Annotated in this window: 11 protein-coding genes; 7 read left to right on the plus strand and 4 right to left on the minus strand. The window is 67.7% G+C overall.

The window, feature by feature from the left end:
- Nucleotides 1-188 precede the first annotated feature (188 nt).
- On the minus strand, nucleotides 189-908 hold the full coding sequence (locus ACGVWT_RS11655; protein WP_315462015.1) for an aspartyl/asparaginyl beta-hydroxylase domain-containing protein: 720 nt from the start codon (nucleotides 906-908) through the stop codon (nucleotides 189-191).
- A gap of 182 nt (nucleotides 909-1,090) precedes the next feature.
- Here ACGVWT_RS11655 and ACGVWT_RS11660 point away from each other — a divergent pair, with 182 nt between their 5' ends.
- Both ACGVWT_RS11660 and ACGVWT_RS11665 read left to right on the plus strand, forming a co-directional pair.
- Nucleotides 1,091-3,964, plus strand: coding sequence for a pitrilysin family protein (locus ACGVWT_RS11660; protein WP_315462016.1), 2,874 nt, complete (start codon nucleotides 1,091-1,093; stop codon nucleotides 3,962-3,964).
- A gap of 87 nt (nucleotides 3,965-4,051) precedes the next feature.
- A complete protein-coding gene (locus tag ACGVWT_RS11665) occupies nucleotides 4,052-4,504 on the plus strand; it encodes an endonuclease domain-containing protein (RefSeq protein ID WP_315462017.1) in 453 nt (150 codons plus the stop codon).
- A gap of 35 nt (nucleotides 4,505-4,539) precedes the next feature.
- Here the strand turns inward: ACGVWT_RS11665 and ACGVWT_RS11670 are convergent, their stop codons facing one another.
- From ACGVWT_RS11670 to ACGVWT_RS11680, 3 genes are all read right to left on the minus strand, one after another.
- Entirely contained in the window at nucleotides 4,540-6,327 is a 1,788-nt protein-coding gene (locus ACGVWT_RS11670; RefSeq protein ID WP_315462018.1) for a long-chain fatty acid--CoA ligase, read from the minus strand.
- A 67-nt stretch (nucleotides 6,328-6,394) separates the two neighbouring features.
- A complete protein-coding gene (gene ggt, locus ACGVWT_RS11675) occupies nucleotides 6,395-8,158 on the minus strand; it encodes a gamma-glutamyltransferase (protein ID WP_394426466.1) in 1,764 nt (587 codons plus the stop codon).
- A 40-nt stretch (nucleotides 8,159-8,198) separates the two neighbouring features.
- Nucleotides 8,199-9,275 carry a quinone-dependent dihydroorotate dehydrogenase gene (locus ACGVWT_RS11680; RefSeq protein WP_315462019.1) on the minus strand — a complete coding sequence of 359 codons (1,077 nt, stop codon included), beginning with the start codon at nucleotides 9,273-9,275 and terminating at the stop codon, nucleotides 8,199-8,201.
- Between the two features lie 390 nt (nucleotides 9,276-9,665).
- On the opposite strand from ACGVWT_RS11680, the gene ACGVWT_RS11685 reads away from it, so the two are divergent.
- The 5 genes from ACGVWT_RS11685 (at nucleotide 9,666) to ACGVWT_RS11705 (ending at nucleotide 15,379) form a co-directional block, all read left to right on the plus strand.
- Nucleotides 9,666-10,112, plus strand: coding sequence for an SUF system Fe-S cluster assembly regulator (locus ACGVWT_RS11685; protein WP_315462020.1), 447 nt, complete (start codon nucleotides 9,666-9,668; stop codon nucleotides 10,110-10,112).
- Nucleotides 10,113-10,115: 3 nt separating this feature from the next.
- Nucleotides 10,116-11,591: a Fe-S cluster assembly protein SufB gene (gene sufB, locus ACGVWT_RS11690; RefSeq protein ID WP_315462021.1), complete on the plus strand. Its 1,476-nt coding sequence runs from the start codon at nucleotides 10,116-10,118 to the stop codon at nucleotides 11,589-11,591.
- A 258-nt stretch (nucleotides 11,592-11,849) separates the two neighbouring features.
- Complete coding sequence (gene sufC / locus ACGVWT_RS11695) at nucleotides 11,850-12,689, plus strand: ABC transporter ATP-binding protein (protein ID WP_394426471.1); 840 nt, start codon at nucleotides 11,850-11,852, stop codon at nucleotides 12,687-12,689.
- A 220-nt stretch (nucleotides 12,690-12,909) separates the two neighbouring features.
- Nucleotides 12,910-13,974, plus strand: coding sequence for a SufD family Fe-S cluster assembly protein (locus ACGVWT_RS11700; protein ID WP_315462023.1), 1,065 nt, complete (start codon nucleotides 12,910-12,912; stop codon nucleotides 13,972-13,974).
- A 196-nt stretch (nucleotides 13,975-14,170) separates the two neighbouring features.
- Nucleotides 14,171-15,379, plus strand: a complete 1,209-nt coding sequence (locus tag ACGVWT_RS11705) for a cysteine desulfurase (protein ID WP_315462024.1) — start codon at nucleotides 14,171-14,173, stop codon at nucleotides 15,377-15,379.
- Nucleotides 15,380-15,385 lie beyond the last annotated feature (6 nt).

Raw genomic sequence — 15,385 nt, forward strand, 5'->3', positions numbered from 1 at the left:
TAACGCTTAATCGCGAAGGGTGTGATCGGGTGAGGCGATTAGTGGGCGGCCAATCGACGATCCGTCACCCCGGCCTTGAGCCGGGGTCCCGCTTCTTCTTCCCCATCGGGTAAAGCGGGACCCCGGATCAAGTCCGGGGTGACGGGAGTGGAGGGTTGGATTGTAGGAGCGGCCTGTAGTGGCGCGCGTTACGCCTCGTCCGCGCTCCGCAAACCCGGCAGGCGCCGGACGCGGTCGGCGACCCATTTGCCGGGGTTGCGCAGCGGGCGGTCGAAGCGGATGCGCAGGACGATGCGGGTGCCGCTCGCCTCGTTCCACACCTCGTGATCATAGGTGTCGTCGAACACCAACGTCTCACCCTCCGACCAGCGCACCACGCGATCGCCGACGCGCATGCGGACGTCGCCGTCGCGCGGTACGACGAGGCCGAGGTGACAGGTGATCAGCCTCTTGGTGGCGCCGCGCCGGATCGCGTGATGCGCGCCCGGCGGCAGAATCGCGAGTGCGGCGCTGTCGAGGCCGGGGATGGTCGAGACGATGCGGTGGGTCTGCGGACAGGGGGCGGGGGTGTCGCCGTTGCGGCTCCACAGCGTCAGCACCCGACCGGCCGGCTGGGGGCCGCCCGACAGCGCGGTCACGGCCTCGTCGCGGATTGTGCGCCAGTGATCGCGGAGCAGGGCGGTCCAGGCAAATTCGCGCATGTCGAGCACCGGGCCGGTGGCGACGAGCGAGGAAGCGGCGATGACGCGATCGATGCGCCGGCGCAGGCCGGCAGGGATGTCGAGGCCGCGCGACGGCCCCTGCGGCTCGGGCGACGGTGCCAGGGTGGGCGACTGCGGGGGCGTCGGGGCCAGCGCGCCCGAATCCCGCCACATTGCCGATGCCGTCCTGGTCGTCGCGATCGTCATGCCCCTGCCGTCGTCATCCTGGCGTACGCCCGGCCATGATGCCGTATGCGCCGCTCATCCTGATTGTTTTGCGGGGCTTGGGTATCGGCATACCGGGGCCAAATCATGACCGAAAGATGGAGTGTGCGGCGAGATGGCGTCCTCGCTGGCGGCGCCCGTCGTGCCACGCTACAGCAGGGGCCATGGCGTATCTTTCCCGCGCATTCGCGCCCGTACTCGTCCTTGCTCTGGCCACCGGCGGCATCGCCCAGGTCAAGGCGCCCCGCTCCGCAGTGGCGGGTCAGGCGGCCCCCGCGGTCAAGGTCGATCCGACCGCCTGGCTCTATAAGGGCAGCGACCTGCCGCACGATCCGGCCTGGGTGTTCGGCACCCTGCCCAACGGCTTGCGCTATGCGGTGCGCAAGAACGGGGTGCCGCCGGGCCAGGTGTCGATCCGCGTGCGCATCGATGCGGGGTCGCTGAACGAGACGGACAGCGAGCGCGGCTTCGCGCACTTCATCGAGCATCTGTCGTTCCGCGGATCGGAATATGTGCCCGATGGCGAGGCGAAGCGCGTGTGGCAGCGGTTCGGTGCGACCTTCGGGTCGGACAGCAATGCCTCGACTACGCCGACGCAGACGCTCTACAAGCTCGACCTGCCGTCGGCGACCGAGCAGACGGTCGATGAAAGCCTGAAGATCCTGTCGGGCATGATGGAGCAGCCGACGCTGACCGATGCGGCGGTCTCCGCCGAACGGCCGATCGTGCTGGCCGAGCGCCGCGAACAGCCTGGGCCGCAGGTGAAATTGCAGGAAGCGATGAGCAAATTGTTCTTCGCCGGCCAGCCGCTCGCCGAACGTTCGCCGATCGGGACGCTCCAGACCTTGGAGGCGGCGAATGGCGCGAGCGTGAAGGCGTTCCACGATCGCTGGTATCGGCCCGAAAACGCGGTCGTCATCATTTCGGGCGACATGGATCCGGCACTGCTGGGCCGGATGGTGACGCAGCATTTCGCCGACTGGAAGGGCAATGGCCCGGCGACGCCGACGCCCGATTTCGGCAAGCCGTCGCCCAACGAACCCACCTCTGCAGTGATGGTCGAACCGGGCCTGCCGCCGCTCGTCATGATGGGTGTCGTGCGGCCGTGGCAGTACAATGACGATACCAAGATCTTCAATCAGAAGCGGATGGTCGACACGATCGCCGCACGGGTGATCAGCCGGCGGCTGGAGCGGCGCGCGCGTGCCGGCGCCAGCTTCGTGCAGGCGGGCGTCGACCTCGACGACCGGTCGCGCTCGGCGAACATGACGACCGTCATGATTCTTCCCGTCGGCGATCAGTGGGAACAGGCGCTGAAGGACGTGCGCGCGGTGATCGCCGATGCGCAGAAGACCGCGCCGACGCAGGCCGAGATCGACCGCGAATATGCCGATTACGAAGTCGCGATCCGCAACGGCGTGGAGACCGCACAGGTGGAGGCGAGCGCCAAGCAGGCCGACGACATGGCCGGCGCGCTCGACATCCGCGAAACCGTGACCGCGCCCGCCAACAGCTATGCGATCCTGACCGACGCCAAGGCGAAGGGCATGTTCAATCCGGCCGACGTGCTCGCCTCGACGAAGAAGATCTTCGCCGGCGTCGCGACGCGCGCGCTGGTCAACACGCGGACTGCGGAAAAGGGCGCGGCGGAAAAGCTGGCGGCGGCGCTGAAGGCCGACGTGTCGACGCTCACCATCAAGCGCGCGGCGCAGGCGGCGGTCGATTTCAGCAAGCTGCCCGCGCTCGGTAAGCCCGGCACGGTCGTGTCACGGACGCAGATCGCCGGGCTGCCATCGGAAAAGGTGGTGTTTTCGAACGGCGTACGGTTGCTGACCTTCGCCAATCCCGACGATACGGGGCGCGTGTTCGTGCGCGTGCGCTTCGGGCGCGGCTATAACGCGCTGCCCGCGAGCAAGCCGAGCCCCGCCTGGGCGGGTGACCTTGCGCTGATGGAAAGCGGGATCGGCAACCTCAGCCAGGACGACCTCGACCAGTTGACGGCGGGGCGGCAATTGGGCCTCGATTTCGGGATCGACGACGATGCCTTTTCGATCGCGACGCTGAGCAGTCCCAAGGATTATGCCGACGAACTGACGCTGACGGCGGCAAAGCTCGCCTATCCCCGCTGGGATGCGGCACCGGTCGCGCGGGCGAAGTCGTCGGCGCTGACTGCGATCCCCGGCTATGATTCGTCGGCGGACGGCGTGCTGTCGCGCGACCTCGAAGGGCTGCTGCACGACGGCGACCAGCGCTGGCTGACGCCGAGTGCGAAGACGGTGTCGTCGCTGACGCCGGAGCAGTTCAAGGCGTTCTGGGCGCCGCTGCTCGCCAGCGGCCCGATCGAGGTCGACGTGTTCGGCCAGATCAATGCCGACGAGGCGATCGCCGCGGTGGCCAAGAGCTTCGGCGCGCTGCCGCCGCGTGTGGACAGCTCGACCGCGCCGCCGCCGGTGCGCTTCCCCGCGCATGTCGCGAGCCCCGTGCTGCGCTATCACAACGGCCCGGACAATCAGGCGAGCGCAGTCATCGCCTGGCCGACGGGCGCGGGCCTGGCCGACATCGCCGAGGCGCGGCGGCTGGACGTGCTGGCGCAGGTGTTCAGCGACCGCCTGTTCGAACAGATGCGCCAGGCCGAGGGCGCGAGCTACAGCCCCGGCGTCGCGAGCAGCTGGCCCCGGGGCCTGCCCGGCGGCGGCCGCCTGATGGCGGTGAGTCAGGTCGCGCCCGCCAATGTGCCGCTGTTCTTCAGCCTCGCCCGCAAGATCGCCGCGGATCTGGCCAAGACCCCGGTCACGGCCGACGAGTTGGAGCGCGTGAAGGGTCCGCTGCAACAGAGCTATGCCCGCGCCGCGACGAGCAGCCTGTTCTGGCTGCGCGAAATGTCGGGCGGCACCTACGACGAACGCCGCATCGACGCGGTCCGCCGCCTGGGCCGCGACTTCGGCGAGGTGACGCCGCAGGTGTTGCAGGCCACGGCAGCGAAATATCTGGTGCCGGAGAAGGACTGGACGCTGGCGGTCCTGCCGCGGAAGAAGTGAGGGGGGCACCTGGGCCGCGGCGGGACCTGACCCATTCCTCCTCCGCCAGGGGAGGTTGCAGCGAAGCTGACGGAGGGGGAGGGCAGGGTGAAGCTCAGCGGTTCGAAAAAGAATCTCTCCGATGCAAAAGCGCTGAGACGAAATCTTACGCTGCCTGAAATCCTGCTCTGGCGAGAGCTTCGCAAACTGCCACTTCGGATCCGGAAGCAGGTGCCCGCAGACCCGTACATCCTCGATTTTTACTGTAGCAAGGCCCGTCTCGTCATCGAAGTCGATGGAGAAGCCCATTCCCGCGGCGATCGCCCCGCCCGCGACGCCCAGCGCGATGCGTGGCTAACCAAGCAAGGCATCGCGACCCTGAGGCTAGGGGCCAATGACGTCCTTCGCGATTTCGACGCGGTGATGCGGCTCATCATCGCGCAACTTAGCGCTCGCGGAAGCACCCCCTCCACCACCCGCTTGCGCGGGCGGTCCCCCTCCCCCGCTAAAGCGAGGGAGGAATGGCAAGACGGATCATCTCCGCCAGGACCGAAGGCGTGACAGAAGGGGGAGCGCCGCGCCGCCCCCCAAACGCATCACCCCTTGTACAACCCATCCAGTCGCTCGCCGTATACGCCGCGGATCACGTGGCGGCGGATCTTCAGGCTCGGCGTCAGCTGTTCGTTTTCGATCGCGAAGGGTTCGTCCGCCAGGATGAAGCGGCGGATGCGTTCGGTGACGGACAGGTCCTTGTTCACGCGTTCCACGGCATGGCCGATCGCGGTGCGATATTCGCTATTCTCCGCAAGACGCGCCGCCTTGCACGCGGTGCCGTTCGCCGCGCACCATTCCTGCGTCCATTCTGGGTCGGGCACGATCACCGCGACCATATAGGGCCGGCGATCGCCAGCGATCATCGCCTGGACGATCTCGGGCTGCAGCGTCAGCATGCCCTCGACCTTTTGCGGCGCGACATTCTCGCCCTTGTCGTTGATGATCAGGTCTTTCTTGCGGTCGGTGATCTTGATCCGGCCCGCCGCGTCGATCTCGCCGATGTCGCCGGTGTGCAGCCAGCCGTCGCGCAGCACGCGCGCGGTCTCCGCCTCGTTGCGCCAATAGCCGTGCATCACCAGCTCGCCGCGGACCAGGATTTCGCCGTCGGGCGCGATCACCACCTCGGTCGCGTCGAGCGGCGGGCCGACCGTGTCGACCTTCACGCCAGCGCGCGGCCGGTTGCATGAGATCACCGGCGCCGCCTCGGTCTGTCCATAGCCTTGCAGGAAGGTGAGGCCGAGGCTCTGGAAGAACAGCCCGACCTCCGGTGTCAGCGGCGCGCCGCCCGAGACCATCGCCTTCATCCGCCCGCCGAAGCGCTTGGCGATCTTCGGCTTGAACAGCGTATCGACCAGCAGCTTGGTCGGCCGGTCGGTGAGCGAGAGCCGCCCCGCACTCTGCTTCGCGCCGATCTCCAGCGCCTTGTCGAGCAGCCAGGCGGACATTCCGCCCTTCTTCTCGATCGCCTTGCTGATCCGGGTGCGCAGCACTTCGAACAGTCGCGGCACGACAAACATGATCGTCGGGCGGACCTCCTCGATATTGGCGGCGAGCTTGTCGAGGCCCTCGGCATAATAGATCTGGCCGCCAAGCCCGATCGGGAAATGCTGCCCGCCGGTGTGCTCATAGGCGTGGGAGAGCGGCAGGAACGACAGGAACACCTCGTCGTCCCAGCCGAAATCCTCGGAGATCAGCGCCGCGCAACCGTTCACGTTGTGCAGCAGCGCGCCATGGTGCTGCATCACGCCGCGCGGCGCGCCGCCGGTGCCGCTGGTGTAGATGATGCAGGCCAGGTCGTTGCGCTGGAAATCCGCCTCTGCTGCGACGCGCACGGGATCGGCGGGATGATCCGCGATCAGCCGGTGCCAGTCGTGGAAATCGATGCTGGTGGAGGGCGCGCGCATCGGGTCGATGCCGATCACCGTCTGCCCCTGGTTCGATCGCAGCACCGCGGGCATCAGCGTCTTGGCGAGCTTTTCGGTCGATACGATGATCGCGCAGGCACCCGAATTTTCGATGATGTGCGCATGGTCGCGCTCGGTATTCGTCGTGTAGGTCGGCACGGTGACGCAGCCCGCCGCCATGATGGCGAGGTCGCTGATGCACCATTCCGGCCGGTTTTCGGCGACCAGCATCACCCGGTCGCCGCGCTTCATGCCGATCGCCTTCAGGCCCGCGGCAAGGCTCGACACCTGCCGCGCCGCTTCCGCCCAGCTCGTGGCGACCCATTGGCCGTCGCGCTTCGCCCACAGGAAGGGGGCGTCACACTTTTCCGCCGCGCGCGTGAAGAACATGGTGACGAGGTTGGGGAAGTGTTCGAGGGTGCGCATGGCTCTCTCCTGCATGCCGGCGGCGCGTGTGGATCCCGCGCCTGCCGTAACGTCCGTGACGCGCTTTTTATTCCGAGGGGCGGTTGGCGACGGGGGCCATGGGCAGCGGTTTGGTGACGCGGCCCGTCTCGTCGATCGCGGCGCCCTCGCTGCGCGGATCGGCGGCACCGACCCAGCGGTTGCCCTTCCATTCGATCGCATTGGCCTTGAGGCCCAGCGGGGCGATCTGCGTCCGTTCGCCGAGCTTGGCGAGCGCCGGCTGGAGCGCTTCGGCGGGCGTGCCTTTTTCCAGCGTCGCGACCGGGCCGGGCGCGTAGACGAGGCCGAGGCGGATTGCGTCTTCCGCCGACAGATTCCAGTCGAGCACGCCGATCAGCGCCTTGGCGATCTGCGCGATGATCGTCGATCCGCCCGCCGCACCGAGCGCGAGGCGCACCTTGCCCTGCGCGTCATAGACGATCGTCGGCGCCATCGAGCTGCGCGGCCGCTTGCCGCCCTCGACCCGGTTGGCGACCAGATAGCCTGCGTCGACGGGCACGATATCGAAATCGGTCAGTTCGTTGTTGAGCATCGTGCCGTCGATCATCAGCCCCGATCCGAACGGCCCCTCGATCGTGGTCGTCACCTCGACGACGTTGCCGTCGCGATCGGCGACCGCGAGGTCGGTGGTGCCGGCCACCTCGCTGACCGGCGCGGCGGTGCGCGGCGGCGCGCCCGGCGGCGTACCGGCGCTGACCGTCGCCATCGTCGTACCGGGCGAGATCAGCACAGACCGCTGCGCGATATAGGCGGGGTCGAGCATGCCTTTGATCGGCACACGCACGAAATCGGGATCGCCGACGTACATGTTGCGATCGGCATAGGCGAGGCGCGAGCTTTCGGCGAACAGGTGCCAGGCAACCGGGCTGGCCGGACCCAGCTTGCCCATGTCGAACCGTTCAAGCTGCTTCAGGATCATCAGCACGGTGACGCCGCCGGACGAGGGCGGGCCCATGCCGCAGATCTTGTACGTGCGATAGGGCACGCACAGGTTCGGGCGCGGCTTCGCCTCATAGCTGGCGATGTCGCCGGTGGTCATCTGCGACGGGTTGCGTGCGGCGCCGTTGACCGTCGCGACGAGCTTCTGCGCCTGCGGGCCGACGTAGAAGCTGTCGGGGCCGAGCGTCGCGATCCGTTCGAGCAGTGCCGCCTGCGCCGGATTGCGGATCAGGCCGTCGGCGCCGGGGGTGAAGGTAGCGCTGCCCTGCGGCGTCAGGTCGCCGCCGTACGAACGAACCGCATTGTTGAAGCGCGGCGAGGGCTGGAAGCCCTGCTTGGCCAGCCGGATCGCGGGCGCGAACAGGCGCGCCCAGGGCAGTTTGCCGCCGTTGCGATGCGCCAGCGCCATGCCGCGCAGCGCACCCGGCACGCCGACGCTGCGGCCGCCGGGGACAGCATCGGCATGCGACAGGGGCTTGCCGTCGGCGGTGTAGAACCAGCGTGGGGTGGCGGCGTGCGGTGCGGTTTCGCGCGCGTCGATCGTGTCGATCTGGCCGGTGCGGGCGGCGTGACGCACCCAGAAGCTGCCACCGCCCAGGCCGGAGCTTTGCGGCTCGACGACGTTCAGCGCCAGCATCGTCGCGATCGCCGCATCGGTGGCGCTGCCGCCGGCCTTCAGCATCTCGACGCCCGCCGCCGCCGCGCGCGGATCGGCGGCGCTGACCATGCCGGGCACGTTCGGCCCGGGTGCCGTCAGGCCGGGCGCCCTGGGTCCGACCGGGGTCTTCGCCGGTGCCGCGAGGGCGGGCAGCGGCAGCGATAGGACGGCGAGCGTCAGGGCAAGTCTTGTCATCGCGGCGAAACCTAACGCCTCGCCGCGTTAGGGCAAGCCGTTACGCCCCTACGGCATCCGTCACGCAGGCGAAGCCGTCGCGGGCGAGGCATGTGTCGAGATCGGTCAGGATGCGCCGGGCGAGGCCGGGTCCTTCGAAGACCAGTGCCGAATAGAGCTGCACGAGCGATGCGCCTGCCCGGATACGCGCATAGGCCTCCGCGCCGCTGTCGACGCCCCCCGCCGCGATCAGCGCGATGCCGCCGCCGCTGGCGGACCGCACATCGGCCAGCCGCTGGCGGGCGAGCGCGGCCAGGGGCGCGCCCGACAGGCCGCCCGTCTCGCCGGCCTGCGGGCTGCGCAGCGACGGGCGCGATACCGTGGTGTTGCCCATGATAATCGCATCGATCCGCCGTTCGATCGCCGCACGGACGATGCCGTCGATCGCCGCCGCATCGAGATCGGGAGCGATCTTCAGGAACAGCGGCGTGCCGCCCCGCGCTTCGGTACAAGCGGCGAGCAGTTCGTCGAGCGCCGCGCCATGTTGCAGGTCGCGCAGGCCCGGCGTGTTGGGCGACGAGATGTTGATCGTAACATAATCGGCGAGGGGGGCCGCCGCCGTGACGCCGGTGACGTAATCGGCGACGCGATCGGTCGCGTCCTTGTTGGCGCCGACGTTGATGCCCAGCCGCCCGCCGTGCCGCTTGGCGGCGCGCGCATTGGCGAGGCCCGCTTCCAGGCCGCCATTGTTGAACCCCATCCGGTTGATGACGGCGCGATCCGCGACCAGCCGAAACAGCCGCGGCTTGGGGTTGCCCGCCTGCGGCAGCGGCGTCAGCGTCCCCATCTCGACCGCGCCGAAGCCCATCGCGAACAGCCCGTCGACCGCGACCCCATCCTTGTCGAGACCCGCGGCGACGCCGAGCGGATTGGGAAAGTGCAAGTTGGCGATCTGCGTCGCGAGTCGCGGGTTTGAAGTGTGAGCCGCGACGGGCAGTTTTCCGCGCACCGCCAGCGCTTTGAGCGTCAACCCATGCGCCCGTTCGGCGTCGAGTGTGAAGAGAAGCGGGCGCAGGGTCTGATACATGGCCGGGCTCATCGCATCGGGGAGGGCGAAGGTCAAAAGCGTCTTCGTCATCCCGGCGAACGCCGGGATCCATGGTCACGATGTGCTCAGCGAATCCTGTCCGACCGCCGTCCCGCATCCACGGATTCCGGCGTGCGCCGGGATGACGAATGGGGAGGGCGCTCTGCCCACACCCCATCCGTCATTCCCGCGAAGGCGGGAATCCATAACCTCTACCGGTGCGGCACCATAGAAGCCCTGCGCGTCTGGATTCTCGCCTACGCTGGAATGACGAGGAGAGGGCGCCCTGCACGAAGTCCGCGCCCCTTCCGCATCACATCGCCTCAAACGCCACACCCCCGCTTGACCCCGCCACACAAACCCCTATCTGGCAATCGGATCGCATTGATCCGATTTGCGAGCCGTTCTCAACAACCGGCGCGCAACAAGCAGTTCGGAGCCATGCGCCTTTCCAGCCTCGCCGATTATGCGGTCGTGATGATGTCCGCTGCCGCGCGCCATTGCGGTGCCGCGGGTCGGCTGAACGCGACGCTGCTCGCTGAGGAAACCGGCGTGCCGCTGCCCACCGCGCAGAAGCTCGTCAGCCGCCTGTCGTCCGCCGGCCTGATCGAGAGCGCGCGCGGCACCGGCGGCGGCTTTCGCCTGTCGCGTCCGCCCTCGGCGATCAGCCTTGCCGACATCGTTGAGGCGGTCGAGGGCCCCATCCAGCTGACCTCCTGCATCGAGGGCAGTCGCCACGATTGCGCCATCGAGGGCGCGTGCCAGGTTCGCCCGCATTGGGGCATCGTCAACGAAGCCGTCCGCGACGCGCTCGCCGGTGTCAGCCTTGCCCATCTCTCCCGCGCGCCGGCCGCCGCCGCCGCGCCCCGCATTCCTGTACAGGTGTAACCCATGGCCACCAAGAACGCCGAAGCCTATGCGGCCGTCTCGAAGACCTACGAATGGGGCTTCACCTCCGACATCGAACAGGACTTCGCGCCCAAGGGGCTGAGCGAAGACACCGTCCGCTACATCAGCGCCAAGAAGGACGAGCCCGAATGGATGCTCGACTGGCGCCTGAAGGCGTTCCGCCTGTGGCAGACGCTGGAGGCGCCGGACTGGGCCAAGCTCAACGTGCCGCCGATCGATTACCAGGATGCGTACTATTACGCCGAACCCAAGGCGAAGCCGAAGCTCGGCTCGCTGGACGAGGTCGATCCCGAAATCCTGCGCGTCTACGAAAAGCTCGGCATTCCACTGGAAGAGCAGAAGATGCTCGCCGGCGTCGAGGATGGCAGCGAGCCCAAGCGCCGCGTCGCGGTGGACGCGGTGTTCGACAGCGTGTCGGTGGCGACGACGTTCCGCAAGGAACTGGAAGCAGCGGGCGTCATCTTCCGCTCGATCAGCGAAGCGATCCGCGAATATCCCGATCTGGTGAAGAAGTGGCTCGGCAAGGTCGTGCCGCAGCGCGACAATTACTTTGCGACGCTCAACAGCGCGGTCTTCAGCGACGGCACCTTCGTCTACATTCCGGAGGGCGTGCGCTGCCCGATGGAGCTGTCGACCTATTTCCGCATCAACGCCGAAAACACCGGCCAGTTCGAACGCACGCTGATCGTCGCCGATAAGGGCTCGTACGTCTCGTACCTCGAAGGCTGCACCGCGCCGATGCGCGACGAGAACCAGCTGCACGCCGCGGTCGTCGAACTCGTCGCGATGGACGATGCCGAGATCAAATATTCGACCGTCCAGAACTGGTATCCGGGCGACGAGAACGGCCTCGGCGGCATCTACAATTTCGTCACCAAGCGCGCGCTCTGCCAGGGCAAGAACAGCAAGGTGTCGTGGACGCAGGTCGAAACCGGCAGTGCGATCACTTGGAAGTACCCAAGCTGCGTGCTCGCGGGCGACGGTTCGGTCGGCGAATTCTACTCGGTCGCGGTGACCAACAACCGGCAGCAGGCCGACACCGGCACCAAGATGATCCACCTCGGCAAGAACACCAAGTCGACCATCGTGTCCAAGGGGATCAGCGCCGGCCGCTCCGACAACACCTACCGCGGTCTGGTGCGCGTCGCCCCGACCGCGGAGAACGTCCGCAACTTCACCCAGTGCGACAGCCTGCTTCTGGGCGACCAGTGCGGCGCGCACACCGTGCCGTACATCGAGGTCAAGAACCCCAGCGCGCAGATCGAGCATGAGGCGACCACGTCGAAGATCAGCGAGGATCAATTGTTCTACGCAATGAGCCGCGGCCTCGATCAGGAAGCCGCCGTCGCGTTGATCGTCAACGGCTTCGCCCGCGAAGTGCTGCAACAGCTGCCGATGGAATTCGCCGTCGAGGCGCAAAAGCTGTTGGGGATTTCGCTGGAAGGCTCCGTCGGATGACCCAATCCCCTCGTCATGCCGGACTTGTTCCGGCATCCACCGTGCAACACGGGCAGCCTCCCCGAGTGGAGGAGTGGACCCCGGAACAAGTCCGGGGTGACGGTGGGATGTTGAGCGACGTCGGACTCTACAAATGACGATCGTCGGCTGGTCGAGTTTGGCGCTGGTCATCGCGACTAGCTTGGCAAGTACGATGGCAATTGTCGTCTCACTGCTATTTTTCGTTATCCATCTTTCAAAGAAGAAGCGTTCCCGCTGATGCTGAAAATCGAAAACCTCCACGCCGAGATCGACGGCAAGCCGATCCTCAAGGGCCTCAGCCTCACCGTCAACGCGGGCGAGATTCATGCGATCATGGGTCCGAACGGCGCGGGCAAGTCGACGCTCGGCTACGTCCTCGGCGGCCGTCCCGGCTATGAGGTGACCGAAGGCTCGATCCTGTTCCGCCCCACCGCCGTCACCCCGGCCTTGAGCCAAGGTCCCGCTTCTGCGGACGGCGGCGAGGACAGCGGGACCCCGGATCAAGTCCGGGGTGACGATGAATGGATCGACCTTCTCGAGCTCGAACCCAACGAGCGCGCCGCCGCCGGCGTGTTCCTTGGCTTCCAATATCCGGTCGAAATCCCCGGTGTCAGCAACGTCCAGTTCCTGCGCGAGGCGCTCAACGCCCAGCGCGCGACGCGCGACGAAAAGCCGCTGTCGGGTGCCGAATTTCTGAAGCTCGCCCGTGCCCAGGCCGCGAGCCTCGAGATGGACGCCGAGATGCTCAAGCGCCCGGTCAACGTCGGCTTTTCGGGCGGCGAGAAGAAGCGCAACGAGATGGTCCAGATGGGCATCGTCGATCCCAAGTTCGCGATCCTCGACGAAACCGACTCCGGCCTCGACATCGATGCGCTGCGCATCGTCGGCGACGGCATCAACCGCATCATGCGCAAAGCCGACAAGGCGGTGCTGCTGATCACCCATTACCAGCGCCTGCTCGATTACGTGCAGCCCGACCACGTCCACGTGCTCGCCGACGGCCGCATCGTCCGCTCCGGCGGCGCTGATCTCGCGCGCGAACTGGAACGCGAAGGCTATGCGGGGGTGGTCGCGTGAGCATCCTGCAAATCCTCCCCAGCACGGGGAGGGGGACCATGCGGAGCATGGTGGAGGGGCAGCCCCAAGCGGCGGCTCTGCTTGGCTGCCCCTCCACCACCGGCTGCGCCGGCGGTCCCCCTCCCCGTGCCGGGGAGGATTTGGGGGCGAGCGCGGCCGACGGTTCTACTTCTCTTCGCGTCTTCGCGTCTTCGCGTGAACATCATCTGAGCACAGCTGCATGACCGACGTCCTCGACCTGCCCACCACCCGCGACGAGGCGTTCCGTTGGGCCGACATGCCCGCGCTCACAGCCGCGCGCGCGCTGGCGGCAACGACGGCAACGATTCCGCAAGCGATCCTGGCCGACGCCATTCGGCTGGTGTTCGCGGACGGCCAACTCACCGACCAGCCCGCCACCCTCACGATCGCCCCGACGACGCTCGCCAGCGACCACCCGCTCGCCCGCCACGCGGCAGGGAAGGGGCACGCGATCACGCTCGCGCCCGGCAGCATCACAACGATCGAGATCGCGCGCGTCAATGCCGGCGAGGACAGCCATACTCCGCTGACCATCACCCTCGGCGAGGACGCCGTCCTCACTTTGGTCGAGACCTATACCGGCGCCGGCTGGACCAACACGCTGACCCGCTTCCACCTCGGCAAGGGCGCCCGTGTCATGCGTGCGGTGCGGATCGTACAGGACGCCGGCTTCGTCTCGACCCGGGACGAAGTGGTCATCGCCGAAGCCGCCCGCTTCGTCAGCGTCGCGCTCGGTGCCACCGCCGCCGGCACGCGCCTCGACGCCGCGCTGACGCTGAACGGCGACGGCGCCTATGCCGAACTCGGCGGCGCGCTGCTGACCCGCGACGACCAGCGGCAGGAATGCGCGGTCCGCGTCCGCCACGCGCACCCCAACGGCCAGAGCCACCAGCTCTGGCGCGCGGTCGCCGCCGATCGCTCGACCGTCAGCCTCGCCGCCGCGGTCGAGGTCGCGCGCGACGCGCAGAAGACCGACGGCGAACAGTCGCTGCGTGGCCTGCTGCTCCAGCGCACCGCGACGGTGAACCTCAAGCCCGAACTCGAAATCTTCGCCGACGACGTGAAATGCGCCCACGGCGCGACGGTGGGTGAACTCGACGCGCGGGCGCTCTTCTACATGCAGAGCCGCGGTATCCCCGCGCCGCGCGCGAAGGCGCTGCTGACGCGGGCGTTCGTCGCGGATGCGCTCGACCGGATCGCGGATGAAGCGGTGCGCGAGGTGTTCGCCGCCGACGCCGATGCGTGGCTGGAGCGCGCGTTGTGATGGCGTCCCTCCAAATCCTCCCCGGAACGGGGAGGGGGACCATGCGCAGCATGGTGGAGGGGCAGCTCCAAGCGGTAGCCTTGCTTGGCTGCCCCTCCGTCACCGCTGCGCGGTGCCACCTCCCCGTGCCGGGGAGGAGTTTTGGAGGCTTACATACCCTCCACTTCGTCCACTTCCGCGGCCGCGGAGCCGTCGCATGACCGCCACCGAAGCCCCCCTCGATCGGCTCGCCGACTTTCCCGCGATCCCTGCCGGCTGGGCGTATCTCGACACCGCTGCCACCGCGCAGAAGCCGCAACCCGTGCTCGACGCGATCGCACGCGCCTATGGCGAAACCTACGCGACCGTCCACCGCGGCGTGTACCAGCGTTCCGCCGACATGACGCTCGCCTATGAGGCCGCTCGGCAAACGGTGGCGCGCTTCATCGGCGCAGGCTCCCCGGATGAGATCGTCTTCACCCGCGGCGCGACCGAGGGGATCAATCTCGTCGCGCAATGCTGGGCGGCGACGCAGCTGAAGGCCGGCGACCGTATCCTGCTGTCGATGCTGGAGCATCACAGCAATATCGTGCCGTGGCAGATGGTTGCCGAACGGGTCGGCGCCGCGATCGATGTCGTGCCGCTGACGGACGGCCATCGCATCGACCTCGACGCGATGGAGCGCATGCTGACGCCGCAGCACAAGCTGGTCGCGCTGGCCCATGTCTCGAACGTGCTCGGCTCGGTTCTCGACGCGAAGCGCGCGACCGATCTCGCGCATGCTGTCGGCGCAAAGATCCTGCTCGACGGCTGTCAGGCGGTGCCGCGCGTCGCGGTCGATGTCGCTGCGATCGGCTGCGATTTCTACGTCTTCTCCGGCCACAAGCTCTACGGCCCGACCGGTATCGGCGTGCTTTGGGGCAGGGGCGATTTGCTCGCCGCGATGCCGCCGTATCAGGGGGGCGGATCGATGATCGATCGCGTCACCTTCGCCAAGACGACCTATGCGCCCCCGCCGGGCCGGTTCGAGGCGGGGACCCCGCATATCGTCGGCGCGCTCGGCCTCGCTGCCGCGATCGATTACGTCGAAGGCATCGGCCTCGCGTCGATCCACGCCCACGAAGCCGCGCTCGTCCGCGATGCCCGTGCCGCGCTGTCGTCGCTCAACTCGGTTCGCCTATTCGGGCCGGAGGACAGCGCCGGCATCGTCAGTTTTGCGGTCGAGGGGGTGCATCCGCACGACGTCGGCACCATCTTGGACGAAGGTCGCGTGGCGATCCGCGCCGGCCACCATTGTGCGCAGCCGCTGATGGAAGCGCTGGGCGTCGACGCGACCGCGCGCGCGAGCTTCGCGGTCTATAACGGCCCGCAGGATATCGAGGCGCTGGTGAAGGGCGTCGAGCGAGTAACTCGGATTTTTGGGTAGGGATTT

It is taken from the genome of Sphingomonas sp. S6, assembly GCF_043498045.1.
Taxonomy (GTDB): Bacteria; Pseudomonadota; Alphaproteobacteria; order Sphingomonadales; family Sphingomonadaceae; genus Sphingomonas.

Coding starts and splice junctions, on each gene's coding strand:
- ACGVWT_RS11680 (WP_315462019.1), bottom strand. CDS start 9,275: ATGACGAAGACGCTTTTGACCTTCGCCCTCCCCGATGCGATGAGCCCG.
- ACGVWT_RS11700 (WP_315462023.1), top strand. CDS start 12,910: ATGACCGACGTCCTCGACCTGCCCACCACCCGCGACGAGGCGTTCCGT.
- ggt (WP_394426466.1), bottom strand. CDS start 8,158: ATGACAAGACTTGCCCTGACGCTCGCCGTCCTATCGCTGCCGCTGCCC.
- ACGVWT_RS11655 (WP_315462015.1), bottom strand. CDS start 908: ATGACGATCGCGACGACCAGGACGGCATCGGCAATGTGGCGGGATTCG.
- ACGVWT_RS11660 (WP_315462016.1), top strand. CDS start 1,091: ATGGCGTATCTTTCCCGCGCATTCGCGCCCGTACTCGTCCTTGCTCTG.
- sufC (WP_394426471.1), top strand. CDS start 11,850: ATGCTGAAAATCGAAAACCTCCACGCCGAGATCGACGGCAAGCCGATC.
- sufB (WP_315462021.1), top strand. CDS start 10,116: ATGGCCACCAAGAACGCCGAAGCCTATGCGGCCGTCTCGAAGACCTAC.
- ACGVWT_RS11705 (WP_315462024.1), top strand. CDS start 14,171: ATGACCGCCACCGAAGCCCCCCTCGATCGGCTCGCCGACTTTCCCGCG.
- ACGVWT_RS11670 (WP_315462018.1), bottom strand. CDS start 6,327: ATGCGCACCCTCGAACACTTCCCCAACCTCGTCACCATGTTCTTCACG.
- ACGVWT_RS11685 (WP_315462020.1), top strand. CDS start 9,666: ATGCGCCTTTCCAGCCTCGCCGATTATGCGGTCGTGATGATGTCCGCT.